This is a genomic window from Streptomyces sp. NPDC043427, assembly GCF_056436655.1.
The window spans coordinates 17,241-41,852 of the sequence record NZ_JBWKCC010000028.1 but is presented as its reverse complement, the minus strand read 5'-3'; the positions used below and the strand labels follow the sequence as shown (position 1 = coordinate 41,852).

The following is a 24,612-nucleotide window of genomic DNA, read 5'->3' as shown; positions in this document are numbered from 1 at the left end:
GGGCCCTCTCCTCGTGGTTGTCGCTGTTCACCGCGGCCTTCCCGTGCCGCCCTGGTGTCCGGGTGTCCCGGTCTCGTACGCCTCCTCGATGGGCCGCTCGTCGACCAGGACGTGCCCGCGCGGCGGCCCCAGGAGCACCGCGCGGACGGCGGTCAGCAGGTCCGGCGCCACGCGCTCGGCGGCAGCCGTCTCCTGCGGGGGCGTGTGCGGTGCCGGTACGAGGATCCCGTGGGCGCCGGCCCGGCGTGCGGCCTCGACGTCGGCGCCCCGGCCGCTGATCACGACGATCCCCTCGGGTCCGGTACACACCCGGCCGGCGGCCCACAGCAGCAGGCCGGGTTCGGGGCTGCGGCAGTGGCAGCCGTCGTCGGGGCCGTGCGGGCAGACACCCCGCACGTCGAACGGGCCGAGGAGTTCGTCGACCCGGGCGTCGACGCGGCGCACGTCGGCCTCGGTGAGGGCCCCGCGCGCGACGCCCGGCTGGTGGGTGAGGAACCCGGTACTGAGGCCCCGGTGGCGCAGCAGTTCCAGGGCCTGGTGGGCACCCTCGACGGGGTGGACCCGCTCCGGGTCGGCGTTGTCGGGGACGCTCTCGACGAGGGTGCCGTCGCGGTCGAACAGCACGGCCCGCACCCGGGTCACGGCGCCACCTCCCGCCAGGGGGCGGTGCCGCGGTGCCGCCACCGCCCTCGCAGCCAGTGCCAGGTGGCCACGGGCGGGATGAGCACGCTGCTGGCGAGCATGGTGTCGACCTCGTAGCGGGTGCGCGGGCCGGGCTCGATGCGCGACCACGCGAACTCGGCGGTTCCCGCCACCCAGACCAGCCCGGCCGTCACGGCCTCGCGGCGGCGTCCGGCCGCGCCGAGCGCGCAGGCGGCCGCTCCCGCGGCGGTGATCGCGACGTGGCTGCGCAGCCGCCCGCGCGGGGCGAGCGCGCGGTGCCACCAGTCGGGGCCGTGCAGGCTCCGCATGAGCGCGTCGTCGGCCTTGCAGCGCTGGGCGCGCAGCGACACCCACCGGTCGGCGGGATGCACCGGGTGCAGGCTGGTCCGCCGTCCCTGCCGGATGCGCCAGCCGGCGTCGAGGACGCGCAGCGCGAGGTCGGCGTCCTCCCGGAAGGCGCGCTGGAAGCGTTCGTCGAAGCCGCCGACCTGTTTGAGGGCCTCCGTGCGGTAGGCCATGTCGGCGGTGATCCAGTGGGCCCGGGCGAGTCCGGCGGTGCCGCGTTCCCAGTCGGTGGGCCGGCGTTCACCGGGCAGCGGTACGGCGAGCACGCCCTGGACGCCCGCGGTGTCGGGGGACGCGTCGGCGAGGTCGTGGACGAGTTGCTCGTACCAGTGCGGGCCGCACTGCACCTCGTCGTCGAGGAACACCACCCACGGTGAAGTGGTCGCGCGCAGGCCGGTGTTGCGGGCCGCTGAGGGGCCGCGGCCGTCGCTGTGCAGCACGGTGGTGCGCTCGCGCAGGTCGCCGAGGACGCTCAACGGGTGCTCCAACGGGCCCGGTTCGGGGTCGGGCCGGTCGTCGACGAGGATGATCTCCTCCGGGGGCGGCCCGGTGGCCGCGGCGAGCGCGGCGAGGCAGTCGGCGAGCGTGTCCCGCGCGGAGGTCGGGATGACCACGGAGTAGGCCCTGTTCATGCGTACGCCCTTCCCCTGCGCACCGCGTACGGGCCGATGGCGAGCAGGTCCACGGGCGCGCAGCCGAAGCACTCGAGGGCGTCACGCGGATCGTCGGCCATGGGCCGTCCTGCGGTGTTGAGGCTGATGTTGACGACGACGGGCAGCCCGGTGCGCCGCTCGAAGGCGGCCGGCATCCGTGCCGCGAAGGGTTCTCGGCGCTCCTCGACGGTCTGGACGCGGGCGGTGCCGACGCCCCCGGCACCGCTCCCGCCGGAGTCGGCGACGCGGTCGAGGACGAGGACGTCGCTGTCCGGGTGTGGGTGGCCCATCGCGTGGGCGGGCCGGGCCGGCGCGGGGTCGGAGGAGTACGTCACGGTGTCCCGCTCCTCGGCCCGTGCACCGGTGTGTTCCAGGCACCTGCTGAAGCACTCCTCCTCGGCGGTGGCGCTCACACGTCCGTCGTCGACGAGGGCGGCGGTCGGGTCGTGGAACAGGGCGTTGATGCCGAGGTTGCGCATGGACTCGCGGGTGCCGCGCAGGGAGCTGTCTCAAACGCTTGCCGACAGTTTGGGACAAAACCCCCACTATACACCCCATACATACTCACTGTGTATAGTCCCGGCATGCTTTCTCCGACCAAGAAGACGAAGAAAACGGGGACCCCGTTCCGAGCCGCCCGGATGTTCTCGGCGGCCGTCGGCCTGGCGCTGGCGCTCACCGGCTGCGCAGGCCACGACACCACCGCGCCGAGCTCCGCCCGCGCCGCCACCGCACAGGCCCGTTTCGGGACCGCCGACTGTCGCCAGGCCAAGTGCATCGCGCTGACCTTCGACGCCGGACCGAGCGAGAACTCCGCCCGGCTGCTGGACATCCTGAAGGAGAGACAGGTCCCGGCGACCTTCTTCCTGCTGGGCAAACGCCACATCGAGAAGTACCCGGAGCTCGTCAAGCGCATGGCGGACGAGGGCCACGAGGTGGCCAGCCACACCTGGGACCACAAGATCCTCACGCGGCTGAAGCCCGCGGAGATACGCGAGGAGCTGGAACGCCCCAACAAGGAGATAGAGCGCCTCACCGGCCGCCGCCCGACGCTGATGCGCCCGCCGCAGGGCCGCACCGACGACACCGTGCACGACATCTGCCGCGAGCTGGGCCTCTCGGAGGTCCTGTGGAGCGTGACCGCCAAGGACTACAAGACAAACGACTCCACGCTGATCCAGAAGCGCGTCCTCGCACAGGCGTCCCGGGACGGGATCATCCTGCTGCACGACATCTACGACGGGACCGTGCCCGCGGTGCCCGGGATCATCGACGCGCTGAAGGAGCGCGGGTACGTGTTCGTGACCGTGCCGCAACTGCTGGCCCCCGGCAAGGCGGAGCCGGGGAAGGTGTACCGGCCCTGAGGCCCTGACGGTGGCGGCCCTGAGCGTTGGGGCCGCCTAAGATCCTCACGTGGTCACCTTCCTCCTGGAACGCACGGCACCGCTCCCCCTCGACGAGGCCTGGCGCAGGCTCACGGAGTGGCCCCGGCACGGCGACGTGGTCCCGCTGACCCGCGTCACCGTGGTCACTCCCCCGCCCACGCGCGAGGGCACGGTTTTCGTGGCCCGCTCCGGCGTCGGCCCGCTCTCCTTCGACGACCGGATGGAGGTCACGGTGTGGCGCCCTCCGGCGGACGGCGAGCCGGGCCTGTGCCGGCTGGAGAAGCGGGGCCGGGTCGTCCTGGGCTGGGCGGAGATCGAGGTCCGCCCGGGCCCGGGCGGCCGTACCCGCGTGGTGTGGCGCGAGGAGCTACGGGTCCGTTTCCTGCCCGGGTTCGCTGACCCGGTCCTCAAGGCGGCCGCGCGCTCGATGTTCGGCCGGGCGGCCAACGCCCTCCTCAGGCGCCCCTGATGCCGGCCGAACAGGCCCACTGGGAGGACCACTTCGCCGCAGGACACGGCTTCCTCGGCACGGATGACCACGAACTCCGCCTGCTCACCGAGGCCGTGGGTCCGCCCGGCCCCGACGCCCGGGCCCTGGACGTCGGTTGCGGCCTGGGCACGCACGCCGCCGCCCTGGCGGGTCTCGGCTACCACACCCTCGCCGTCGACTGGGCCGGCTCGGCGGTCGCCGCGACCCGCGACCGCTACGCCGACCTCCAACCCCGACTGCGCACCCGCCATCTGGACTTCACGGACCCCGCCGAGGTCGAGTCCCTCCCACCAGGGGCCTTCGACCTCGTGACGATGCGCCTGGTCCTCGCCTTCCTGCCCGACAAGACGGCGATCGCGGACCGCGTACGACGCCTGCTGGCACCGGACGGCGTCTGGCTGGTGACGTCCTCCCTGACGGACCGCCTGCCCGAGCAGCGCCGGCACATCGGCCTGACCCCGAAGGACGTGGCCGCGCTGACGGGCGGCTGGGGACGGGGCCACTGGTACGACCTGGAGCCGGGCGGCGTGCGCTGCTTCGTACTGCCCGGCCAGGCCGTGTGCTAGGAGGCGTTGCCCTCATCACGACAACCGCGCGAACCCCCGCTCGGTGTCGGGCCGGCCCGTCGGCGGCTCGGGCGCGTCGGGGTGCCTGAACAGTGCGCTGGGCCACCACATCCAGCGGCCCACGTCCAGGGTCAGCGCGGTGACCAGGACCGAGCGGACGATCATGGTGTCCAGCAGGACGCCGAACGCCACCGCGAACCCCAGTTCGGCCGCGAACACCAGGGGCAGCGAGGCCATCGCCGCGAAGGTGCCGGCCAGCACCAGACCCGCCGAGGTGATCACACCGCCGGTGGCGGACAGGCCTGTCAGCGCGCCGCGCCGGGTGCCGTGCAGCAGTGCCTCCTCACGCACCCGGGTGACCAGGAAGATGTTGTAGTCGATGCCGAGGGCGACCAGGAACACGAACGTCAGGAGCGGGAAGGACGCTTCCGCGCCGGCGAAGTGGAAGACGTGGTTGAACATCAGACTGCTCACGCCGAGGGCCGCCCCGAACGACAGCACCACCGTCGCCATCAGCAGCAGGGGTGCGACGATCGCCCGCAGCAGCAGCGCGAGGACGAGGAACACCACGACCAGCACGATGGGGATGATCACCTCGGAGTCGCGGGCGGCGGCCTCCTGCGTGTCGAGAACGATCGCCGTGTTGCCGCCGACCTGCGCGTCCGCCCCGGCGACCGCGTGGACCGCGGTTCTGGCCCGCTCGACGGTGCGCATCGCGGCCGTGCTGCTGGGATCGTCCCTGAGCTCCCCGAGCACCATGGCCTCCCCGTCCTTGACCATCGGCGCGGAGACGGCGGCGACTCCCGGGACGGCGGACAGCGCGGTCCTCACCTGCTCCGCCGAGTCGGCCCCGGCCACGACGTAGACGGGGTCGCCCGACCCGGCCGGGAAGTGGCGGGACTGGATCTGCTCGCCGACGGCCATCTGCGGCTCATTGGTGAACTGGTCCTTGTTGGCGAGCCCGTCGGCCCTGAGCCCGAACACCGCGATCGCCAGGGCGCCGAGGACCAGCGCGGTGCCGATCCACACGATCCGCGGCCGACCGGAGACGGCGGTGCCGACCCGGGCCCAGATGCCCTCCTTGGCCGTCTCGGCCGATCCGTACGACGGCTTCACCGGCCAGAAGACCCAGCGGCCGCAGATGACCAGCAGGGCCGGCATCAGAGTGACCATGGCGAGCAGTCCGACGAGGACGCCGACGGCACAGGCCGGCCCCAGCCCCTTCGTGGAGTTGAGGCTGGCCAGCGTCAGCAGCATCAGGCTGACCGCGACGGTCGCGGCGCTGGCGATGATCGCGGGACCGGAGCGGTGCAGGGCCTCCGCCATCGCCTCGTGCCGGTCCTCGTGCCGCCGCAACTCCTCCCGGTAGCGCGAGATGAGCAGGAGGGCGTAGTCGGTGGCGGCGCCGAACACCAGCACCGTCAGGATGAAGCTGGTCTGCTTGTTGACGGTGAGTCCGGCGTTCTTCGCCAGCAGGTAGATCACCGCTTCCGACGTGACCAGGGCACCGCCCACGGTCAGCAGGGAGAGCAGCGGCAGCAACGGGCTGCGGTAGGTGAGCAGCAGGATCACGACCACCACCGCCGCGGTGATCGTCGTCAGGCCGCCTCCCCCGCTGAAGGCCTTGATCGAGTCGGACGCGTAACCGGCCGGGCCGGTGACGTGGAACCCGAGACCGTCCGCGTTCTCCTCGCCTACGTCGGTCATCGCGTCGACGACCTTGCCGATCCCCTCCCAGCCCGTCCTGTCCTTGTGCACCTGGACGACGGTCTGGATGGCCTTGCCGTCCTGGGACCTCAGCGGGCCCTGGGGCTGCCCCACGACACCGTCGACGCCTTTGAAGGCCTCGGCGTCGGCCTTGGCCTTGGTCAGGTCGGCGACGGTGACGCCTGCGGGCCGGTCGTAGACCACGATCGCGGGCAGGGTGTCGGCGGGCTGGAACCTCTCGGCCCGCTCGACGACGCGGGTCGACTCCGCGTTGCCAGGCAGCCAGGCGGAGTTGTCGTTCTCCTCGACGTCGCCGAGCTTGCCGGCCAGCAGGAGGGCCGGGACCAGCAGGGCGGCCCAGAGGGCGAGGACGAGCCATTTCGTCACCCGGCCACCGGGCAGGGACGCAAGTTTTCGCACCATGCGGATTTCTCCGGTCAGTTGACGTGGGAGAGCTTGTCGGGATTGGCGACGGCGTAGATGCCGCACACCTGGTCGCCGTCCGGAGTGAGGTCCAGGACGAGGACGGCGAAGGGGGAGCCGCCGGCGAAAAGCAGGGCCGACGGGGCGCCGTTGACGCTGCGGTAGGCGATGTCGAGGCCCTTGCCGGAGGGGGGGACGAGACCGGCGAACAGGCGGACGACCTTGTCCCGGCCGTGGATCGGCCGCAGGCCGGCCCGGGCCTTGCCTCCGCCGTCGCTCCACAGGGTCACGTCCGGCGCCAGGATCGACAGGAGGGCGTCCAGGTCACCGCCGAGCGCGGCGGCCATGAACCGTTCGGTCACCTGCTGCCGGACGTGCGGCTCGGGCTCGTAGCGGGGGCGCCGGGCGTGGACGTGCTCGCGGGCGCGATGGGCGAGCTGGCGAATCGCCGAGGGGGTGCGGCCGAGGATCTCCGCGATCTCGGTGTGGGCGTAGCCGAACACCTCGTGCAGGACGAACACCCCGCGTTCCAGTGGGGTGAGGGTCTCTAAGACGACCAGCAGCGCCATCGACACCGACTCGGCGCGCACCGCCGCGTCGGCGGCGTCGTCGGGGGCGGGGGTGTCGGTGAGGGGGCCGACGAGCGGTTCGGGCAGCCACGGGCCGACGTAGGTCTCACGGCGGCGGCTGATCGTGGCCTGGTGGGCGAGGGCCCGGTTGACCGCGATCCGCACCAGGTAGGCGCGCGGGTTGTCGATCGGCTCAGCGCTCGGTGCCTGGTTCCTGGTCGTCCACGACAGCCAGGTCTCCTGCAGCACGTCCTCGGTGTCGGCGACGGTGCCGAGCATGTTGTAGACGATGGAGAACAGCAGCTCACGGTTGTCGTGGAACACCTGTGTCGTGGTGTTCGTCGGTGGGTCTGGCGGGGTGTCGGACATCGCGGGGCCTCTCGTCACCGATGCGTTCGGAACTGAGAGCGCCCCGGGCACCGAGGTGTGACATCCGCACCCCGAAATGTGGTCTACGTCTCTCCAAGGGGGCGTGAGTCCGCGCGGCCCCTCACGCCGTGGCCGCCGGTGGAGCCAACTGGCGGGCCAGCCAGGTCGGTACGCCCCCCAGGAGGCGGAACAGGCGGCGGGCCTCCTCGCGCAGGCGTGAGGCCTCGGGTTCCACCTCCGCGTCCGCCAGGGACGCCAGAGCGGGGGCCGTGCCGACCAGGTAGCCCAACTCCTCGCGGATACGGAGGGATTCGGCGAAGCCGTGCCGGGCCTCCGTCAACTCGCCGTCGCGCAGGGCGAGTCCGGCGAGGTGACGCCAGGTGAAGGAGAGGAGCAGGGCGTCGGAGTGCGCGGCGGCGCCCGTGTGGGCGCGGCGGTAGGCGGCGCGGGCCGCCTGCGGGGAGTCGGCCAGGTTCTCGGCGAGCAGGCCCCGCCGGAAGTCGAGGAGCGCCCGTCCGGCCGCCCCGGGAGCGATCAGCGCGGCCGCCCGACCCAGCGCGGCCCGTGCCTCGTCCGCCCGGTCGCGCACCCCGTGCAGCGTGGCGGCGTAGGCGAGTTGGCCGCGCTCACAGGCCGCGGCGCCCCGTTCCTCGTCGGTGTGGGCCAGCGCCTCCGCCGTACGCAGCGCGTCCTCGGCCTCCTCCCAGCCCTGCTCGGTGTACAGGCACCGTTCGACGAGCAGCGCGGTCCGCTGCACCGCGGCCGCCGCGGTGACCGGTTGGAGCAGAGCCGCCGCGTCGGCCCAGCAGGCCCGCGAGCGCAACCGCCATACCGCGGTCTGGAGGGGATCGTCACCTGCGGTCGTTCCGATACCAGACACGGCAGGATGCGCCACATTGCCCTCCCGAGCACGCCATCGAGCTTTGAGTGGTGGCGGCATCTCAACACGGATCGACCAGCCCGGCCAAGAGGGTGGGTGAAGGATTTCACAAAGTCGTGGGACTCACCGGCGCCAAAGGTTTCAACTCATGCGCAGTGCCAGGAAGAAATCCAGCTTGTCCTCCAGCCGCGACAGGTCCCGACTCGTCAACTGCTCGATCCGTCCCACCCGGTAGCGCAGCGTGTTGACGTGCAGGTGGAGACGGGACGCGCAGCGCGTCCAGGAGCCGTCGCAGTCGAGGAACGCCTCCAGGGTGGGGATCAGTTCGGCGCGGTGGCGGCGGTCGTACTCGCGCAGCGGATCCAGGAGCCGGGCCGTGAAGGCGCGGCGGACGTCGTCCGGGACGAACGGGAGCAGCAGCACGTGCGACGCCAGTTCCTGGTGGCCCGCCGCGCACACCCGGCCGGAGCGCGCCGCGGCGACCCGCCGCGCGTGCCGTGCCTCCTCCAGCGCCCCGCGCAGCCCCTCCGCGGAGTGCACGGCCGCGCTGACGCCGAGGGTGAGCCGGCCGTCGTCGTCCAGCCCGGCCGCCAGCGGGTCGCGTACGGCCTCCAGGAGCGCGTCGGCGAGGATGCCCGTCTCGGAGCCGTCGTGCTCGGTGGACACGGCGGGCAGCGGGACGAGAGCGATCGCCTCGTCGCCGGTGTGGGCCACGGCGATGCGGTCGGAGGGCTCGGGGCCGGTGGCGAGCGGGTCGACGAGGATCTCCTCCAGGAGGGACTGGGCGACCGGTCCGCCCGCGATCCCCCCGCCGTCCCCACCGTCCCCGGCGTTCCACTCCACGCGGGCCACGACCACCTGCCAGTGCGGGGCGGATCCGAGGCCGGGCAGCAGGACGGGAGCGGCGACCCGCAGGCGCGCGGCGATCTCGGCGGGCGCGGCGCCCGTCTGCACCAGCTCCAGGACCTCCTGGGCGAGCCGCCGCCGGACCGTGCGTGCCGCGTCCCTTCGGTCCCGTTCGACCGCGATCAGCTGGGTGACGCCCTGGAGGAGATCCAGACGCTCCTCGGGCCAGTCACCGGCGTCCGCCTCGACGGCCAGCAGCCAGTCCGACAGCACCGTCTCGCGCACCTCCCGGGCGGCCTGCGGGGAGCGGCCGCTGCTGCGGATCGGGAAGAGGCTGTACGTCGTCGGGCCCAGCGTCAGCCGGTGCGGTGCGCGTCGGCCCGTGCGGGCGGCGGACAGGTGCTCGGCGGCGAGCCGGGCGCACACGTCGGCGGGCAGGCCGGGCCCCGCCCCCTTGGGCCCTGCGATGAGGCGGCCGGCGGGCGAGAGGACCCAGGCCCGCAGGTCCAGGTCGGAGCCGAGCAGGTCCAGGACGACGTCGGGGCCGCCGCCCGCCGGGCCCGAGGTCATCATCCGCCGGTGCCGGTCGACGACGGCCGCGAGGTCCCCGGCGCGCTCGCCGGACACCTGCCGTACGACGTGCTCGGTGATCGTCGCGAACGCCACCGACTCGTGCACCGCGAACAGCGGCAGCCGGTGCCGGGCGCACGCCACGACCAGGTCGTCCGGCACGTCCCCGAGCTCCGCCTCGCCGGCGGCCAGCGCGGCGACTCCGGCCTGCACCAGGAGCCGTACGAAGGACTCGGAGTCCGCGTCGTCCCGGCGCCAGGCCAGACCGGTCAGGACCAGTTCCCCGCCCGAGAGGTAGCGGCTGGGGTCCCTGAGGTCGGTGGTCATCACACCCCGCACGGTGCGATCCAGCTCGTCCTCGCCACCGAGCAGCCGCAGGCCCAGCGCATCGGTGTCCAGCAGTGCGCGCAGCCGCATTCTCTTCGCCGCCGTTCTGTGTCTCGAAATCTACGATGAAGCGTGAGGGTGCTGTTTCCGCGGGAAAACAGTGGGGTTACCGATGACCTCCGTTCATACGAATCTACAAGATGCCCGCCCTGGCCAGCCAACTCCTTCATGGTTTCCGTGACTGACCCGGTCGGAGCACCGCGCTGTGTACTGGCCTCACTCCACGTGAACAGTGCAGGAACGAGCTGGGCCCGCCGCACCCGATCTGGCTCGATCCCTACGACCCACACGACGAAGAAGAGAGCCGGTCATGGACTTCCTTCGCCCCGCCAGCTGGGAGGAGGCGCTCGCCGCCAAGGCAGCGCACCCCACCGCTGTGCCGATCGCGGGTGGCACCGACGTGATGGTCGAGATCAACTTCGACCACCGGCGGCCCGAGTACCTCCTCGACCTGAACCGCGTCGATGACCTCTACGAGTGGGAGGTCGGCGAGGACAGCGTGCGGCTCGGAGCCTCCGTTCCCTACACGCGGATCATGGAGAACCTGCGCACCGAACTGCCGGGCCTGGCCATCGCCTCGCACACCGTGGCCTCCCCGCAGATCCGCAACCGCGGTGGCGTCGGCGGCAACCTCGGCACCGCCTCCCCGGCCGGCGACGCCCACCCCGCCCTCCTCGCCGCGGGCGCCGAGGTCGAGGCGGAGTCCGTACGGGGCTCACGGCGCATCCCGATCGACGCGTTCTACACCGGCGTGAAGCGCAACGCGCTGGCGCCCGACGAGCTGATCCGCGCCGTCCACATCAAGAAGGCCGACGGCCCGCAACAGTTCTCCAAGGTGGGTACCCGCAACGCCATGGTCATCGCCGTGTGCGCCTTCGGTCTCGCCCTGCACCCCGAGACCCGCTCGGTCCGTACCGGCATCGGCTCGGCCGCCCCCACCCCCGTGCGGGCGAAGGCCGCCGAGGACTTCCTGAACGCCGCGCTCGACGAGGGCGGCTTCTGGGACAACGCGAGGATCATCACCCCGTCGGTCGCCAAGCAGTTCGCGGACCTGTGCTCCGCCGCCTGCAACCCGATCGACGACGTCCGGGGCACCGCGAGCTACCGCCGCCACGCGGTCGGCGTCATGGCCCGCCGCACACTGACCTGGACCTGGGAGTCGTACCGCGGCTCCGGCCGTGCCACCTACCCGAAGGGGGGCGCTGCGTAATGCGCGTCAACTTCACTGTCAACGGACGCCCCCAGGAAGCCGACGACGTGTGGGAGGGCGAGTCGCTGCTGTACGTGCTGCGGGAGCGGCTCGGGCTGCCGGGTTCGAAGAACGCCTGTGAACAGGGCGAATGCGGGTCGTGCACGGTTCGGCTCGACGGCGTGCCGGTGTGTTCCTGCCTGGTGGCCGCCGGTCAGGTCGAGGGCCGCGAGGTCGTCACGGTCGAGGGGCTCGCCGAGTACGCCAAGCAGCGGTCCTGCGGCGACTCCACCGGCACCTCGCTCGACGAGGCCCAGCGGTGGGAAGCCGGGCCCGCCGACTCCCAGACCGGCGCAGGCACCGACCTCTCCCCCGTCCAGCAGGCGTTCATCGACGCCGGCGCCGTCCAGTGCGGCTTCTGCACCCCGGGTCTGCTCGTCGCCGCCGACGAGATGCTGGAGCACAACCCGAACCCGACCGACGCGGACATCCGCGAGGCCCTCTCGGGGAACCTGTGCCGCTGCACCGGCTACGAGAAGATCATGGACGCGGTCCGCCTGGCGGCCGCGCGACAGGGAGAGGCGGTCTGACCCGATGCCCTCCCCCACTCTCGGCTTCGCTCGAGCGGGAGGCGCCCCCACCGGCGCTCCCACCAAGATCACCCAAGGTTCCCGGACGAAGGGCGGCATCGGCGAGTCCACGCTCCGCCCGGACGGCACCCTCAAGGTCACCGGCGAGTTCGCGTACTCCTCCGACATGTGGCACGAGGACATGCTCTGGGGCCAGATCCTGCGCTCCACGGTCGCCCACGCCGAGATCGTCTCCATCGACACCGGCGAGGCCCTCGCCACGCCCGGCGTGTACGCCGTCCTGACCTACGACGACCTGCCGACCGAGGTGAAGAACTACGGCCTGGAGATCCAGGACACGCCGGTCCTCGCCCACGGCAAGGTCCGCCACCACGGCGAGCCGGTGGCCGTCGTCGCCGCCGACCACCCGGAGACCGCGCGCCGAGCCGCCGCCAAGATCAAGGTGGAGTACCGCGAGCTGCCCGTCATCACCGACGAGGCCTCCGCGACCGCCCCGGACGCGGTCCTCGTCCACGAGAACCGCACCGACCACCACATCGGCCACGTCCCGCACCCGAACATCCTCCACCGCCAGCCGATCGTGCGCGGCGACATCGCCGCGGCCCGGGAACGCGCGGACGTGATCGTCGAGGGCGAGTACACCTTCGGCATGCAGGACCAGGCCTTCCTCGGCCCCGAGTCCGGCCTCGCCGTGCCCGAGGAGGACGGCGGTGTCCACCTCTACATCGCCACCCAGTGGCTGCACAGTGACCTGCGGCAGATCGCCCCCGTGCTCGGCCTCCCGCCGGAGAAGGTGCGCATGACGCTGTCCGGCGTCGGCGGCGCTTTCGGCGGCCGCGAGGACCTGTCCATGCAGATCCACGCCTGCCTGCTCGCCCTGCGCACCGGCAAGCCCGTGAAGATCGTCTACAACCGCTTCGAGTCCTTCTTCGGCCACGTCCACCGCCACCCCGCGAAGCTCTCCTACGAGCACGGCGCCACGCGTGACGGCAAGCTGACCCACGTGAAGTGCCGCATCGTCCTGGACGGCGGCGCGTATGCCTCCGCCAGCCCGGCCGTGGTCGGCAACGCCTCCTCGCTCGGTGTCGGCCCGTACGTCGTCGACGACGTCGACATCGAGGCCGTCGCCCTCTACACCAACAACCCGCCCTGCGGCGCGATGCGCGGCTTCGGCGCGGTCCAGGCGTGCTTCGCGTACGAGGCGCAGATGGACAAGGTGGCGAAGCGACTCGGCATGGACCCGGTGGAGTTCCGGCAGCTCAACGCCATGGAACAGGGCACCCTCATGCCGACCGGGCAGCCGGTCGACTCCCCCGCGCCGGTCGCCGAACTCCTGCGCCGGGTCAAGGCGATGCCGATGCCGCCGGAGCGCCAGTGGGAGAGCAGCGAGGGTGCGGACGTACGACAGCTGCCCGGCGGTCTGTCCAACACCACGCACGGCGAGGGCGTCGTACGCGGGGTGGGCTACGCGGTCGGCATCAAGAACGTCGGCTTCTCCGAGGGCTTCGACGACTACTCCACCGCGCGGGTGCGCCTGGAGGTCGTCGCCGGTGAGCCGGCCGCCACCGTGCACACGGCCATGGCGGAGGTCGGCCAGGGCGGTGTCACTGTCCACGCGCAGATCGCCCGGACGGAGCTGGGCGTCGCCCAGGTGACGATCCGTCCGGCCAACACACAGGTGGGATCGGCGGGTTCGACCTCGGCCTCCCGGCAGACGTACGTCACCGGCGGCGCCGTGAAGAACGCCTGCGAGCTGGTGCGGGAGAAGGTGCTGGAGATCGGCCGCCGCCGGTTCGGCTCGTACCACCCGGCCTGGGCGACGGCCGAACTCCTCCTGGAGGGTGGCAAGGTCGTCACCGACGGCGGGGAGGTGCTCGCCGCCCTGGTGGACGTCCTCGGTGACGAGGCCGTGGAGGTCGAGGAGGAGTGGCGGCACCGCCCGACCGAGCCCTTCGACCTGCGCACCGGCCAGGGCAACGGCCACGTCCAGTACTCCTTCGCCGCGCACCGGGCCGTCGTCGAGGTGGACACCGAGCTGGGCCTGGTCAAGGTCATCGAGCTGGCCTGCGCCCAGGACGTCGGCAAGGCACTCAACCCGCTGTCCGTGCTCGGCCAGATCCAGGGCGGTACGACGCAGGGCCTGGGCGTGGCGGTCATGGAGGAGATCGTCGTCGACCCGAAGACCGCGAAGGTGAAGAACCCCTCCTTCACGGACTACCTCATCCCCACCATCCTCGACACCCCCACCATCCCCGTCGACGTCCTCGAACTCGCCGACACCCACGCCCCCTACGGCCTCCGCGGCGTCGGCGAGGCGCCCACCCTGTCGTCGACTCCGGCAGTCCTGGCGGCCATCCGCAACGCGACAGGCCTGGAGCTGACCAGAACCCCGGTCCGCCCGGAACACCTGACGGGCACCGCGTAGCAGCTGGACTCCGTTGCCGTCGCGGCCGCCTCATGACGCCGCTGCCGTCGCGGGCAGTGGTGCCGCAGGGCGGCAGGGGTGGGCGCGACGGCACCCCGGCGCCGGGCAACAGCTCAATCCACGCGGGAACTGATCCCCGCGTCCACGCCGACCGGCCTCGGCTCGACCGCTGTTCGCATCGGCGGGGTTCCATGGTCGCCCAGGGCCGGGCACGGGAGATCGGGGCGTTCATGGGCCGGCACAGGCATCTTCCTGGTCCATTTCGCCCTCAGTCCCATTGAGGGCCGGCTGGGCGAGCACCAGCCACCCGCCGAACCGCCTTCCGCGCAACCGTCGTCAAGGAGACCGAGAGATGCTGGACATCGCCGAAGAACTGCACCGGTGGGTCGAGCGGGGCCGTGACTTCGCCGTCGCCACCGTGGTGGCCGTCGGCGGCAGCGCGCCCCGCAGGCCCGGCGCCGCCCTCGCGGTGGACGCCGACGGCACGGCGATCGGCTCGGTATCCGGCGGGTGCGTGGAGGGCGCGGTCTACGACCTGTGCCAACAGGCTCTTCAGGACGGGGAGTCGGTCGTCGAGCGGTTCGGCTACAGCGACGACGACGCCTTCGCCGTCGGTCTGACCTGCGGCGGCGTCATCGACATCCTGGTCACCCCGGTGCGGGTGTGCGACCCGGTCCGCCCGGTGGTCGCCGCCGCGCTGGCCGCCGCCGCACAAGGGGGGACGGCGGCGGTGGCGCGGATCGTGACGGGCCCGGCGGACCTCATCGGGCGGGCGTTGCTGCTCCGTTGCGACGGCTCCTACGACGGCGGCTTCGGCGCCCATCCCGAACTGGACCGCACGGTCGCCGCCGAGGCCGGCGCCTTCCTGGACGCCGGCCGCACCGGCACCCTGGAGATCGGCGAGCAGGGCTCGCGCTGCGGAGCCCCGCTCACGGTGCTGGTCGAGTCCTCCGTGCCCCCGCCCCGGATGATCGTCTTCGGCGCGATCGACTTCGCGTCGGCGCTGGTCCGCGTCGGCAAGTTCCTCGACTATCGCGTGACGGTGTGCGACGCGCGCCCGGTGTTCGCGACGAAGGCCCGCTTCCCTGAGGCCGACGAGGTCGTCGTGGAGTGGCCGCACCGCTACCTGGAGCGCACGCGGGTGGACGCCCGCACGGTCCTGTGCGTCCTCACCCACGACGCCAAGTTCGACGTACCCCTGCTGAAGCTGGCGCTGCGGCTGCCAGTGGCGTACGTCGGCGCGATGGGCTCCCGGCGCACGCACCTCGACCGCAACGCGAGGCTGCGCGAAGTAGGGGTCACCGAGCTGGAGTTGGCCCGCCTGCGCTCCCCCATCGGCCTCGACCTCGGTGCCCGCACCCCGGAGGAGACGGCCCTGTCGATCGCCGCGGAGATCGTCGCCAACCGCCGTGGCGGCAGCGGGGTTTCACTGACCGGCGCGCACACCCCGATCCACCACGACACGGAGCCGGGCCCCGTGGGGCGGATCGGGTCGGTGGCCTGAGCGGCGAGCCGGGGCCGGCCCCGCGATACGCCCGGAAACCGCCCGCCCCAGCCTCCCGGCGCAGCCGATCGCCCGCCCTGGCCCGATCGGCCGGACACCCGCGCGCGGTCGCCGGTGATCCGCTCAGCGCGCCCCGGTGAAGTGCTCCCCCACCAGCGCCCGCACCACGTCCAGCTCCCCCGCGCCCAGCGCCTCCAGCAACGCCAGGTGTTCGGCCGCGTCCGCCACCAGGTCCGCGCGCCCTCGTGCGACCGGCCCGCCCGCCAGGGGCCACTGGGCCCGGCGGTGCAGGTCCTCCGCGATCCGCACCAACTGCTCGTTGCCCGAGAGGTCCAGCACCGCGCGGTGGAAGGCCCGGTCGGACTCCGCGTAGGTGGCCCGGCACCCGATGGACGCCGCGCGGACGGTCGCCTCGGCCAGGGGGCGCAGTTCGGCCCAGCGCTCGGCCGGCACCGTCCGCGCCAGCCGCAGCATCACCGGCACCTCGATCAGTGCCCGCACCTCCGCCAGTTCCGCCAGCTCCCGCGTCCCGCGCTCGACCACCCGGAAGCCCCGGTTGGGGACGACCTCGACGGCGCCCTCCAGCGCGAGCTGCTGCATCGCCTCACGTACGGGCGTGGCGGAGACGCCGAAGCGCTCGCCCAGCACCGGCGCCGAGTACACCTCGCCCGGCTTGAGCTCTCCCCCGACCAGCGCGGAACGCAGCGCGTCGAGGATCTGGCCGCGCACGGAGGAACGCTGCACCACGGGGGGACGGGGGCGCGGCAGGGGCGGCTCGCTGTGCGTGTGCTCGCCCCGAACGGTGCCCTCCACGTCCCGGCGCCCGACATCGATGTCCGCCGCCGTTGCCTGCGCAGGCACCCGGACTGCCCCCATCTCGCGCGCGCCCGGTATGCCCGCCGTGCCCGGTCCCGCGCCGGCGGAGCCCTGCGCACCGTGCTTCACGGGTCCTCCTGACGGGGTTGTCAGCACTTGGGGTCATTACGGGCGGTTGTTACTCACCCGTCAAGCACCTTAGGCGTATCGAGCGCCAGTTCAAATCCCACACCCTCCAGGTAAGGTAAGCCTTGCCTTTCGTTATCGTGAAAGTCACCCGAGAACCGGTGGTCCCGCATGCCTCTGCCCGGCTCGCCCCTCGCGGACGCGTACGCACGCCTGACCAGGGCGTATCCCGGACTCACGGTCACCGAGCTGAGCCCGCGCGCTGCGGCTCCGGCCGGCCCCGGCTGGGTCGGTGCCGCCGCGCTCGCGCAGGGCGGGGCCGCTCTGGAGGCGTTCCTGGCCTGGGACGACGCCCAGGTGCTGCGGGATTACGGCCTGCAGGCCCGCCCCGACGTGATCGCGAGTTTCGGTCTGCACCGGTACGCCTGGCCCGCCTGTCTGCTGATCACCGTCCCCTGGTTCACGCTCCGCCGGGTCCCCCGCTTCCCCGTGACGCATGTCTCGTACGACCGGAGCACCCCGGGCGAGACGCGCCTGGCCGTACGACCCACCGCGTTCGCCTGCCTGCCGGACGATCCGGCGGCCGCGCTGCCCGGCGCGCGGGTGGTCCCGGACGAGGAGGCGCTGCGGGACGAGGTGCGGGCTGCGGTGGCCGAGCACCTGGAGCCGGTCCTCGCCGGGTTCGGGCCCCGGATGCGGCGGCGCGGCCGGGCACTGTGGGGCATGGCCACCGACGAGGTCGTGGAGGGGCTCTGGTACGTCGCCCACCTCCTCGGCGAGGAGGCGCGGGCCCAGCGCGAGCTGGAGGCGCTGCTGCCGGGCGCGACCAAGCCGTACGTCGGCTCGGCGGCCTTCCGCGAGCTGACGGGCCCGGACGGCGAGTCGCTGCCCACCCGGGACCGGGCCAGCTGCTGCATGTTCTACACGGTGCGCCCCGAGGACACCTGCGCCACCTGCCCCCGCACCTGCGACGCCGACAGGGTCACCAGGCTGCTGGCCGCAACGAGTTGAGGACCCCTCACGCAGGATCACCCGGACGGTCCCGTAGGATCACCCGCGAGTGGGACTCCCCGTCAGCCACCAGCGATTCACAACTTTCTCACCTGCCACGGGAACTTTCCGTGGAACCACCCGTACGGGTAGTCTTATTCGAACTCAACTCCCGCCCCTCAAGCGGCAGTTCGAGCAGAACGTCGCCCTGAACATTCCCTTGCACTTCCTTGGCGGCCTCTTGCCCCGAAAACCCCTGAGGGCCGAGGGGATTGGGCCACTATGGCGGGCGTTACGCCCTATCCCAATGCAAGGGACCCCAGATGAGACTGACCGACATATCGCTGAACTGGCTGCTTCCCGGCGCCGTACTGTTCCTGGGCATGCTGGCGGCGGTAGCGGTGCTCGCGCGCGGCAAGCGCACCACGGGGAAGGACACGAGCGCGGACGACTCGTGGGAGCGCAGCGAGGAGCGCCGCAGGCGCAAGGAAGCCATCTACGGCACGGCCTCCTACGTCCTCCTCTTCTGCTGTGCCGCGGTCGCGGCCGCGCTCTCCTTCCACGGCCTGGTCGGCTTCGGCGAGCAGAACCTCGGCCTCACCGGCGGCTGGCAGTACCTGGTGCCGTTCGGCCTGGACGGCGCGGCGATGTTCTGCTCCGTACTCGCCGTGCGCGAGGCCAGCCACGGTGACGCGGCGCTCGGCTCCCGGATACTGGTGTGGACGTTCGCGCTCGCCGCTGCCTGGTTCAACTGGGTGCACGCCCCCCGCGGGGCGGGCCACGACGGCGCCCCGCACTTCTTCGCCGGCATGTCGCTCTCCGCGGCCGTGCTCTTCGACCGCGCGCTGAAGCAGACCCGCCGGGCCGCCCTGCGCGAGCAGGGTCTGGTGCCCAGGCCGCTGCCGCAGATCCGCATCGTCCGCTGGCTGCGGGCGCCGCGTGAGACGTACGGCGCCTGGTCGCTGATGCTCCTCGAGGGTGTCCGCAGCCTCGACGAGGCGGTCGAGGAGGTCCGCGAGGACAAGCGCCAGAAGGAGGAGACCCGGCAGCGGCGGCGTGGCCAGCAGCGGGTCGAGCGCGCGCAGCTCAAGGCCATCAGCCGGGGCCACCGCGGCTTCGTCGGCCGCGGCTCCGGACGCCAGGTCGAGGCGGCCGCCCTGGAGCGGGCCTCCACTCCGGCCTCCGCGGAGCCTGCCATATCCGGCGCGGAGGAGCTGCCCGTACGCACCCGGCCCTCGTTGCAGCCCGTCCGCCACGGCACTGAGGCGCGCTCCGTCGACCTCACCGCGGAGGACGACACCATGGCCCTGCCGCGGCTCGACTCCCTCGAGCGCAAGCTCAAGGACCTGGAGCAGCAGTTCGGCTGACCGCGCGAACGAGCACATCGGGAAGGGGCGTGACCCGCGGGGTCACGCCCCTTCCCGTCTCCGGTGACTCATGCTTCACGCCGCCTCGGCGTCCAGGTCGAACCACACCGCCTTGCCCACCCCGTGCGCGCGTACGCCCCACGCGTCGGCGAGGGAGTCGACCAGGACCATGCCCCTGCCGTTCGTGCCGTCGTCGGCGATCGGCGCGCACACGCGGGGCCTGCGGCCCACGAAGTCCCGCACCTCCACATGGAGGCCACGGGGTCCGACGGTCGCCGTGAGGACCGCGGCATGGTCGGTGTGGAGGAGTGCGTTGGTGACGAGCTCGCTGGTGAGCAGTTCCGCGATGTCGGACCGCCCGGGCTTCCCCCACTGCCGCAGCAGCTCGCGCAGTGCCCGGCGTGCCTCGGGCACCGCCCGCAGGTCCGCCCGCCCCAGTTCACGCCTGAGTTGAGGCGTCTGCGCCTGATCCCCGGCGCCCTCGGTCTCGTCCTCCATCGTCCCCGTCCCCGCCGAGGTGTTCGCGATCGCCATGGAACCGCTGCCTCGTGCCTGCCTCTTCATGACCCCCGCCCGCGTGCCGATGTCGGTTCCCCTCCTGCTCGAACACGTTCACGGGGATCCTTGCCCGATGGGCACGCGGCCAGTCATGTCCAATCGTTAACGACCAGGTGTTCGGCCATTCCTGCGACGCTCTCCGCAGGTGCGGCAGGCGTCCGGGCGGGTCCCGGGACAGGTGGGGCCCTTTCTGCACGCCGCCGTCCGACCACCGGAAGAGAGCCGCCGCACCGTACGGACCACGGGTGCCGCTGAACCTTTCCGTGTGGCGTGTGCCAGGTGGTTCCGACTGGTGGGCCGGGTTCTGGACGTACCCGGCCCGCACACCGTCCCCGGCACGACGGCCGGGGTCCGGGGCCGCGAGCGCCCGCCGCGTCGGTGCGACGGGCCTCGCGCACACCGCGAAGTTGGCCGGAATCCGTTCGTTGCGACCGACGGAGGGTTACGACGAGCTTTCGATGCCCTTCGTGCCGATGTGGATGATCCGGTGACTGCGGCTCATGTCGACGACCAGCTTGGTCGTGGAGCCGTCACCCCAGGTCAGCGTGATGCCTGCCTCGGTGTAGTCGGCGGTGCCGTTGTCGGTGACCTTCCACTGGACGGGCACGTTCTGGGCGTGCAGGACGCCGTCGACGCCGTTCTTCTCCTCCCAGGCCGTCAGCTCCTTCAGGTAGGCGGCGTGGACGTAGTACTTGCGCAGCTCCGCCGCCAGCCTGCCGCCGTTGTCCGGGTCGCTCTTGGCGTCGATGTAGGCACCGTAGAAGTCCGCGATGCGGGTGACCGAGTCGGACGGCTTGCCGCTCACCGAGCGCGGTGCGCCGGCGGACGCCTGGGCCGACAGTCCGACGCCGAGGGCCAGGGCGAGACCGGAGGCGAGGGCGGCGCGACGCGTGGCGTTCCTGCTGTACATGTGTGGTGTTCCCCGTTTCTGCTGGCCTGGTTCTGCTTCTGCTGGGTGTTGTGGTCGGGCGGGCGCGGAGCCGCCGCCCTCCCGACCCCCGTGGCGGGAGGGCGGCGGTCCGGCTCTCGTGTGCCGTCGGTCAGTGGAGCTTGTTGACGGCTGTGGTGGTCGTCTTCTTGAACGCCTTCACCGGAGCGTCGGCGAAGTCGCCCATCTGCCCCCAGTCCACGACCGTCACGGTCGTGCCGTCCCGGCCGACCGAGAGGAGGCGGATGCCGGTCGCGCCCCAGGAGGTCTCGGTGTGCAGGCCGTAGACGTGGGCGCCCTCCTCGACGGGCAGCGTGCCGTAGTCCTTGAGCGTGACCTCGATCTCCGGGTCGGCCTCCTCGACCCTGGCCGGGCAGGACTTGATGTCCTGGTTCAGCCGTGAGAACCGGCCCTTCGCCGCGCTGAGGTTCGACAGTTCGACGCTGACCTGACGGGCGCTCGTCTCGAGTTCGGTCCGGAACTCGCGGTACCAGGTGTCCTGGCCACCGCCGAGCGCCATGCTCAGGCAGGTGTCCAGCTCCACCACCTCCGGTACGCCGGCCGTGACCGGGTCGGCGGTCCAGGACGAGGTGGCGTGCGGCGGGAGATCCTTGGCCGAGAGGAATCCGGGCGCCTGTGTGGCGGCCCCCGCAGGTGCGGAGAGCGCGGTTCCGACGACGAGGCCCGCGGCGGCGAGTGCGGTGAGCGCGCCTGCTCGGGTGCGCTTGGGCATGGGTGTCCCCCGTGAGTGAGTGCGGTGAGTGCGTGGGTGTGGAAGGTCGCCGCGACGCCGGTGGGTCGGTCCGGCCCTGGTCGGTGCGACACCAGAAGCATCAGCCGTCACGGCCGACGGGTGCAACGCTCCTCGCCCGATCCGCCGGCCTGGAACCATCCCAGCCCATCTGACGTGCAGATATACGAGAGCCTGGGATGCCGGTCCCGGGTCGGGGGGACACCGGGGCAACGGTGTCGACGGGACATGGGGGAATGGTGTCGGAGAGACACGGGACAACGGTGTCGAGCGGGGACGACGTCGCGGAGTTCGCGGCGCTGCTGACGGAACTGAAGGCGCGCACGGACCGCAGCTACAGTTCCCTCGCACGCCGGCTCAGCATGAACACGTCCACGCTGCACCGGTACTGCGCCGGAGAGGCCGTACCCCAGGACTTCGCCCCCGTCGAACGACTGGCCGTGTTCTGCGGGGCGTCGCCGGAGGAACGCCTGGAACTGCACCGCCGGTGGCTGTTGGCGGTGGCGGCACGGCAACGGACCCGGGGCGCAGGCGCGGGTTTGGGACTCCCTGCTGCGCAAGCCCCGGACGGCCCGGTCGAGCCGGCCGACCTGGTGACGCCAGAGGAGCCGGCGGAGCCGACAGGAGACTTGGAACCGGCGACCGGCCATCGGCCCACGCCGACCGCGCGCCCTTGGTACCGCAGACGGCAGGTCGTCGTCAGTGCGGCTGTCGCCTGTGCGTTACTCGCCACGCTGGGCAGTCTGTCCGCCCTGCCGTCAGACCGCCCCTCCACGTCCGACACCGCGCGGCCGCCCGGCGCGTCCAGCGCACCGCCCACCCCCGCGGGCTCACCGCGCCACCGCTCGGCCGAACCCAGCCCGAGCTCGTCCCCCTCCGCCACCGCCTCCACGAGCCCCACCCCCACACCCGGCACCCGAAAGAAGCCACTCACCTCACCCACCCCCAGCTCCGGCCCCACCGCAGGTGAAAAAGCACCGGCGGCCGTTCCGCTCGCGTGGGCCGTCGACTCCCAGGTGTGGCAGCTCGGGTGCGGCCACGACTACGTCATCGACAAGCCACCCGCCCAGGTCCCGCCGCCCCCCGCCGCGCAGGACGCCGGAACCTGGGCGGCCACGCAGGCCGCGGTGCACGGCCGGGACACGAACGTACGGATCTCGGTGCAGGGGCGCAGCTCGACGGCCGTCGTCCTGGAGGCGCTCCGGGTCCGGGTCGTCGGGCGCGCGCAGCCCGCGCCGGGCAACTCCTACGCCATGGACCAGGGTTGCGGCGGCTCGATCAGCCCCCGCTACTTCGCCGTGAACCTGGACGCCGACCGCCCCATCGCCCGCTCCGTCGCCGGCAGCGACGAGGGCACGCCGATCCCAGCGGTGCAACTGCCGTACCGCGTCTCCTCCGAGGACCCCGAGGTGCTGCTGGTCACCGCCCGGACGCAAGCCTGCGACTGCCGCTGGTACCTGGAGCTCGACTGGTCCTCCCAGGGCCGCACCGGCACCGTCCGCATCGACGACCACGGCCGCCCGTTCCGCACGAGCGGCATCGAGGGACTGCCCCGCTATTGGTACGGCATGAACGGCGCCGGCGAGCGCGCCTGGGTGGCCTACGACGGCTAGGGTCTTTCGTTTGGATCAGGCCGGATCAGGGAGCGGGGTCCGGTGCCGTGCATCGCAAGGCCGAGGAGGGCGGCAGGGCGGAGCCCTGCCAACCGACGACAACGCGGCCAGGCGCGGTGCCGGACCCCGCGAGCCCGGCATGATCCAAACGAGAGGCCCTGGGGACGCGGCACGTTACGGAGGTTGGAGCGGGCCCTCTGGAGCATGCTTGGAGAGCCTGGGAACGCCGTCACGCCTCCCAAACGGCCGCGGCCGTACGGTCGTCCGCGTACCCCTTGACCCGCACCCCGACGTCGGCGAGGAACGTGGCCAGGCCCGGTGCGTTGGGCCCCGCCCATCGCCGGGTGAGGTGCGCGGACAGCTCCGGCTCGCCGCGCAGCGGGTCGGCCAGGCCGGCGGTGCACATCAGCAGGGTGTCGCCCGGGCGGGCGACGGAGGCACGGAAGCGGAAGGGCTCGCGGGGCGGGCCGGGGTCCTCCTCGTAGGGGCCGGAGGGTGTGGTGATGCCCAGGTCCATGGTGAGCCGGTCGCCCTCGGGGGTCTCGGAGGGCAGTGAGCCGAAGCCGACCACGGGCTCGCCGGTGGCGTCGGTCCCCCGGGGCTCTATGTCCTGCCACTCTCCGTCCCTGAGGCGGAACAGTCCGCCCGGGCCGACACCGAAGAAGACGCGCGTACGGCAGTCGGGGTCGACGGGCAGCAGGAGGCAGCGCAGGGTGGCCGCGTACTCCTCCGGTTCGACGCCCTGCTCGACGGCGCTCGCCCGGAGTTTGCCGAGGCTGCGGTCGGTCAGTCGGTGCAGCCCCGACTTCAGGTCGCCGCGCCGGCCGGCCCGGATGTCCTCGGCGAGCCGTGCGTGGCTGCGTCCCACGGCCCGCCCGATCCACTGGCAGACCTCGGCGGCCGCCCGGTGCGCGCCGGCGGTGGCACGGGCTCCGGTCGCCATCGCGACCAGGATCAGCGCGTGTTCGCCGCTGCCGAACCGGGCGGTGAGCAGGGAGTCACGGCGCGGCTCTCCCCGGTACCGGGCGGAGTCCCCGCGTACCGAGACGGCCCGCAGCGTGCTGGTGCCGTAACGGGCGCCGTCGAGGACGGTGTCCGGGACCAGGTCGTCCAGGTCGTCGGGGTCGGCGGGCGGCAGCGCGGTGGGCTCGGCGTCGTAGGTGGGCGGGCCGGAGCCTACGTAGTCCTTGGAGGACGGGGCAGGAATGGGGAGATCGAGGGCGGTGTCGGTGCGGGCGCCGGTCGGCGGGGCGGGTGGTGGCGCTGTCGGGCGGCCGTCCGGGTCGGCGGCTCCCGGGGGGAACGCGGGGCGTTCTGGGATCAGGGAGGCGCGGGCGGTGGCGTCGGCGGCTGCGGCTGCGGCTGCGGGGGGTGCCCCCATGGGCGTGCGATCACCGGTCGGGGCGGGGGCGCGCGGGGCCCTGTTCGGCGCGCGACCGTCGGGTGGGTCGGCTGCGGGTCCGGGTGGCGTATCCGTCGGCGTACGGCCGCCCGGCTGGGTGGGCACGGCGACGGGGGGCGGCGGTTGCGTCGGCGTAGGGCCTTCGGGTGCGGTCGGTGTGAGGTCGTGGGGTGTTCGCTCGTCGAAGCCCGGGGGCAGGGGGCCGGGTGGGAAGGTCGCGGGGCCCGGGGGTGGGTCGGGTGGGGGTTCCCAGGGGGCGCGTCGGCGCGGGGACGTTCCGGCGCTCGGCGCGGGGCCGGTCTCGGCGGTGGTCCGGGACCGTGGCGCGGGGACCCGGGGTTCCGCGTGCGGCGGTGGCGGTGGCGGTGGCGGTGGTTGCGAGGGCCGCGGTGGGACGTCCGCGGCGGACCGGCCGCCAGGGGGGCCCGTGTCGTCCGCGCCTCGCCCCTCGACGGCCAGCGTCCCCGCCGCGGAGGCGAAACGGTCGTCCAGCGAGTCGG

Annotated in this window: 21 protein-coding genes and 1 pseudogene; 10 read left to right on the top strand and 12 right to left on the bottom strand. The window is 72.8% G+C overall.

All coding sequences use genetic code 11. From position 1 onward, the window contains the following. Positions 1-27: 27 nt before the first annotated feature. The 3 genes and pseudogenes from AC067M_RS33850 to AC067M_RS33840 all read right to left on the bottom strand — a co-directional run. The gene (locus tag AC067M_RS33850) at positions 28-642 is read right to left on the bottom strand and encodes a D-glycero-alpha-D-manno-heptose-1,7-bisphosphate 7-phosphatase (protein WP_478700849.1); all 615 of its coding nucleotides are present in this window, start codon (positions 640-642) and stop codon (positions 28-30) included. Beyond that, the gene (locus AC067M_RS33845; protein ID WP_478700848.1) at positions 639-1,640 is read right to left on the bottom strand and encodes a glycosyltransferase family 2 protein; all 1,002 of its coding nucleotides are present in this window, start codon (positions 1,638-1,640) and stop codon (positions 639-641) included. The genes AC067M_RS33850 and AC067M_RS33845 overlap by 4 nt, the downstream gene beginning before the upstream one ends. Continuing rightward, positions 1,637-1,870, bottom strand: a pseudogene (locus AC067M_RS33840) (carbamoyltransferase C-terminal domain-containing protein); the annotation flags it as partial. The gene AC067M_RS33845 and the pseudogene AC067M_RS33840, both read right to left, overlap by 4 nt. A 375-nt stretch (positions 1,871-2,245) precedes the next feature. On the opposite strand from AC067M_RS33840, the gene AC067M_RS33835 reads away from it, so the two are divergent. Genes AC067M_RS33835 through AC067M_RS33825 form a run of 3 tightly spaced genes read left to right on the top strand, consistent with a single transcriptional unit; the run spans position 2,246 to position 4,102 of the window. Further along, positions 2,246-3,025 carry a polysaccharide deacetylase family protein gene (locus AC067M_RS33835; protein WP_478700847.1) on the top strand — a complete coding sequence of 260 codons (780 nt, stop codon included), beginning with the start codon at positions 2,246-2,248 and terminating at the stop codon, positions 3,023-3,025. A 49-nt stretch (positions 3,026-3,074) separates the two neighbouring features. Further along, positions 3,075-3,515 (top strand): SRPBCC family protein, encoded by a 441-nt coding sequence (locus AC067M_RS33830; RefSeq protein WP_478700846.1) that lies wholly within the window; start codon positions 3,075-3,077, stop codon positions 3,513-3,515. After that, on the top strand, positions 3,515-4,102 hold the full coding sequence (locus AC067M_RS33825; protein ID WP_478700845.1) for a class I SAM-dependent methyltransferase: 588 nt from the start codon (positions 3,515-3,517) through the stop codon (positions 4,100-4,102). The genes AC067M_RS33830 and AC067M_RS33825 overlap by 1 nt, the downstream gene beginning before the upstream one ends. A 15-nt stretch (positions 4,103-4,117) precedes the next feature. On the opposite strand, the gene AC067M_RS33820 is transcribed toward AC067M_RS33825, so the two are convergent. The 4 genes from AC067M_RS33820 to AC067M_RS33805 form a co-directional block, all read right to left on the bottom strand. Continuing rightward, on the bottom strand, positions 4,118-6,232 hold the full coding sequence (locus AC067M_RS33820) for an MMPL family transporter (RefSeq protein ID WP_478700844.1): 2,115 nt from the start codon (positions 6,230-6,232) through the stop codon (positions 4,118-4,120). A 14-nt stretch (positions 6,233-6,246) separates the two neighbouring features. Continuing rightward, positions 6,247-7,170, bottom strand: coding sequence for an RNA polymerase sigma factor SigJ (gene sigJ, locus AC067M_RS33815; protein ID WP_478700843.1), 924 nt, complete (start codon positions 7,168-7,170; stop codon positions 6,247-6,249). A 121-nt stretch (positions 7,171-7,291) separates the two neighbouring features. Beyond that, positions 7,292-8,065, bottom strand: a complete 774-nt coding sequence (locus AC067M_RS33810; RefSeq protein WP_478700842.1) for a hypothetical protein — start codon at positions 8,063-8,065, stop codon at positions 7,292-7,294. 126 nt (positions 8,066-8,191) lie between these two features. Then, positions 8,192-9,883 (bottom strand): PucR family transcriptional regulator, encoded by a 1,692-nt coding sequence (locus AC067M_RS33805; protein WP_478700841.1) that lies wholly within the window; start codon positions 9,881-9,883, stop codon positions 8,192-8,194. Between the two features lie 280 nt (positions 9,884-10,163). Here AC067M_RS33805 and AC067M_RS33800 point away from each other — a divergent pair, with 280 nt between their 5' ends. The 4 genes from AC067M_RS33800 (at position 10,164) to AC067M_RS33785 (ending at position 15,561) form a co-directional block, all read left to right on the top strand. Then, on the top strand, positions 10,164-11,063 hold the full coding sequence (locus AC067M_RS33800; protein ID WP_478700840.1) for an FAD binding domain-containing protein: 900 nt from the start codon (positions 10,164-10,166) through the stop codon (positions 11,061-11,063). Then, positions 11,063-11,632, top strand: a complete 570-nt coding sequence (locus AC067M_RS33795) for a (2Fe-2S)-binding protein (protein WP_478700839.1) — start codon at positions 11,063-11,065, stop codon at positions 11,630-11,632. The genes AC067M_RS33800 and AC067M_RS33795 overlap by 1 nt, the downstream gene beginning before the upstream one ends. Before the next feature lie 4 nt (positions 11,633-11,636). Then, the gene (locus AC067M_RS33790) at positions 11,637-14,057 is read left to right on the top strand and encodes a xanthine dehydrogenase family protein molybdopterin-binding subunit (protein WP_478700838.1); all 2,421 of its coding nucleotides are present in this window, start codon (positions 11,637-11,639) and stop codon (positions 14,055-14,057) included. Between the two features lie 352 nt (positions 14,058-14,409). Continuing rightward, positions 14,410-15,561 carry an XdhC family protein gene (locus tag AC067M_RS33785; RefSeq protein ID WP_478700837.1) on the top strand — a complete coding sequence of 384 codons (1,152 nt, stop codon included), beginning with the start codon at positions 14,410-14,412 and terminating at the stop codon, positions 15,559-15,561. A gap of 123 nt (positions 15,562-15,684) precedes the next feature. Here AC067M_RS33785 and AC067M_RS33780 read toward each other — a convergent pair whose 3' ends face one another. Next, entirely contained in the window at positions 15,685-16,506 is an 822-nt protein-coding gene (locus AC067M_RS33780; protein WP_478700836.1) for a GntR family transcriptional regulator, read from the bottom strand. A gap of 168 nt (positions 16,507-16,674) precedes the next feature. On the opposite strand from AC067M_RS33780, the gene AC067M_RS33775 reads away from it, so the two are divergent. Together AC067M_RS33775 and AC067M_RS33770 are read left to right on the top strand one after the other, a co-directional pair. Continuing rightward, a complete protein-coding gene (locus tag AC067M_RS33775) occupies positions 16,675-17,514 on the top strand; it encodes a (2Fe-2S)-binding protein (protein ID WP_478700835.1) in 840 nt (279 codons plus the stop codon). A 302-nt stretch (positions 17,515-17,816) separates the two neighbouring features. Further along, complete coding sequence (locus AC067M_RS33770; RefSeq protein ID WP_478700834.1) at positions 17,817-18,860, top strand: DUF2637 domain-containing protein; 1,044 nt, start codon at positions 17,817-17,819, stop codon at positions 18,858-18,860. Positions 18,861-18,935: 75 nt separating this feature from the next. On the opposite strand, the gene AC067M_RS33765 is transcribed toward AC067M_RS33770, so the two are convergent. From AC067M_RS33765 to AC067M_RS33755, 3 genes are all read right to left on the bottom strand, one after another. After that, positions 18,936-19,358, bottom strand: coding sequence for an ATP-binding protein (locus AC067M_RS33765; RefSeq protein WP_478700934.1), 423 nt, complete (start codon positions 19,356-19,358; stop codon positions 18,936-18,938). 502 nt (positions 19,359-19,860) lie between these two features. After that, entirely contained in the window at positions 19,861-20,328 is a 468-nt protein-coding gene (locus AC067M_RS33760; protein WP_478700833.1) for a hypothetical protein, read from the bottom strand. Positions 20,329-20,458: 130 nt separating this feature from the next. After that, a complete protein-coding gene (locus tag AC067M_RS33755) occupies positions 20,459-21,079 on the bottom strand; it encodes a hypothetical protein (RefSeq protein ID WP_478700832.1) in 621 nt (206 codons plus the stop codon). 254 nt (positions 21,080-21,333) lie between these two features. On the opposite strand from AC067M_RS33755, the gene AC067M_RS33750 reads away from it, so the two are divergent. Beyond that, entirely contained in the window at positions 21,334-22,710 is a 1,377-nt protein-coding gene (locus AC067M_RS33750) for a helix-turn-helix domain-containing protein (RefSeq protein WP_478700831.1), read from the top strand. 229 nt (positions 22,711-22,939) lie between these two features. On the opposite strand, the gene AC067M_RS33745 is transcribed toward AC067M_RS33750, so the two are convergent. After that, positions 22,940-24,091, bottom strand: a complete 1,152-nt coding sequence (locus tag AC067M_RS33745; RefSeq protein ID WP_478700830.1) for a protein phosphatase 2C domain-containing protein — start codon at positions 24,089-24,091, stop codon at positions 22,940-22,942. Between the last annotated feature and the right edge of the window lie 521 nt (positions 24,092-24,612).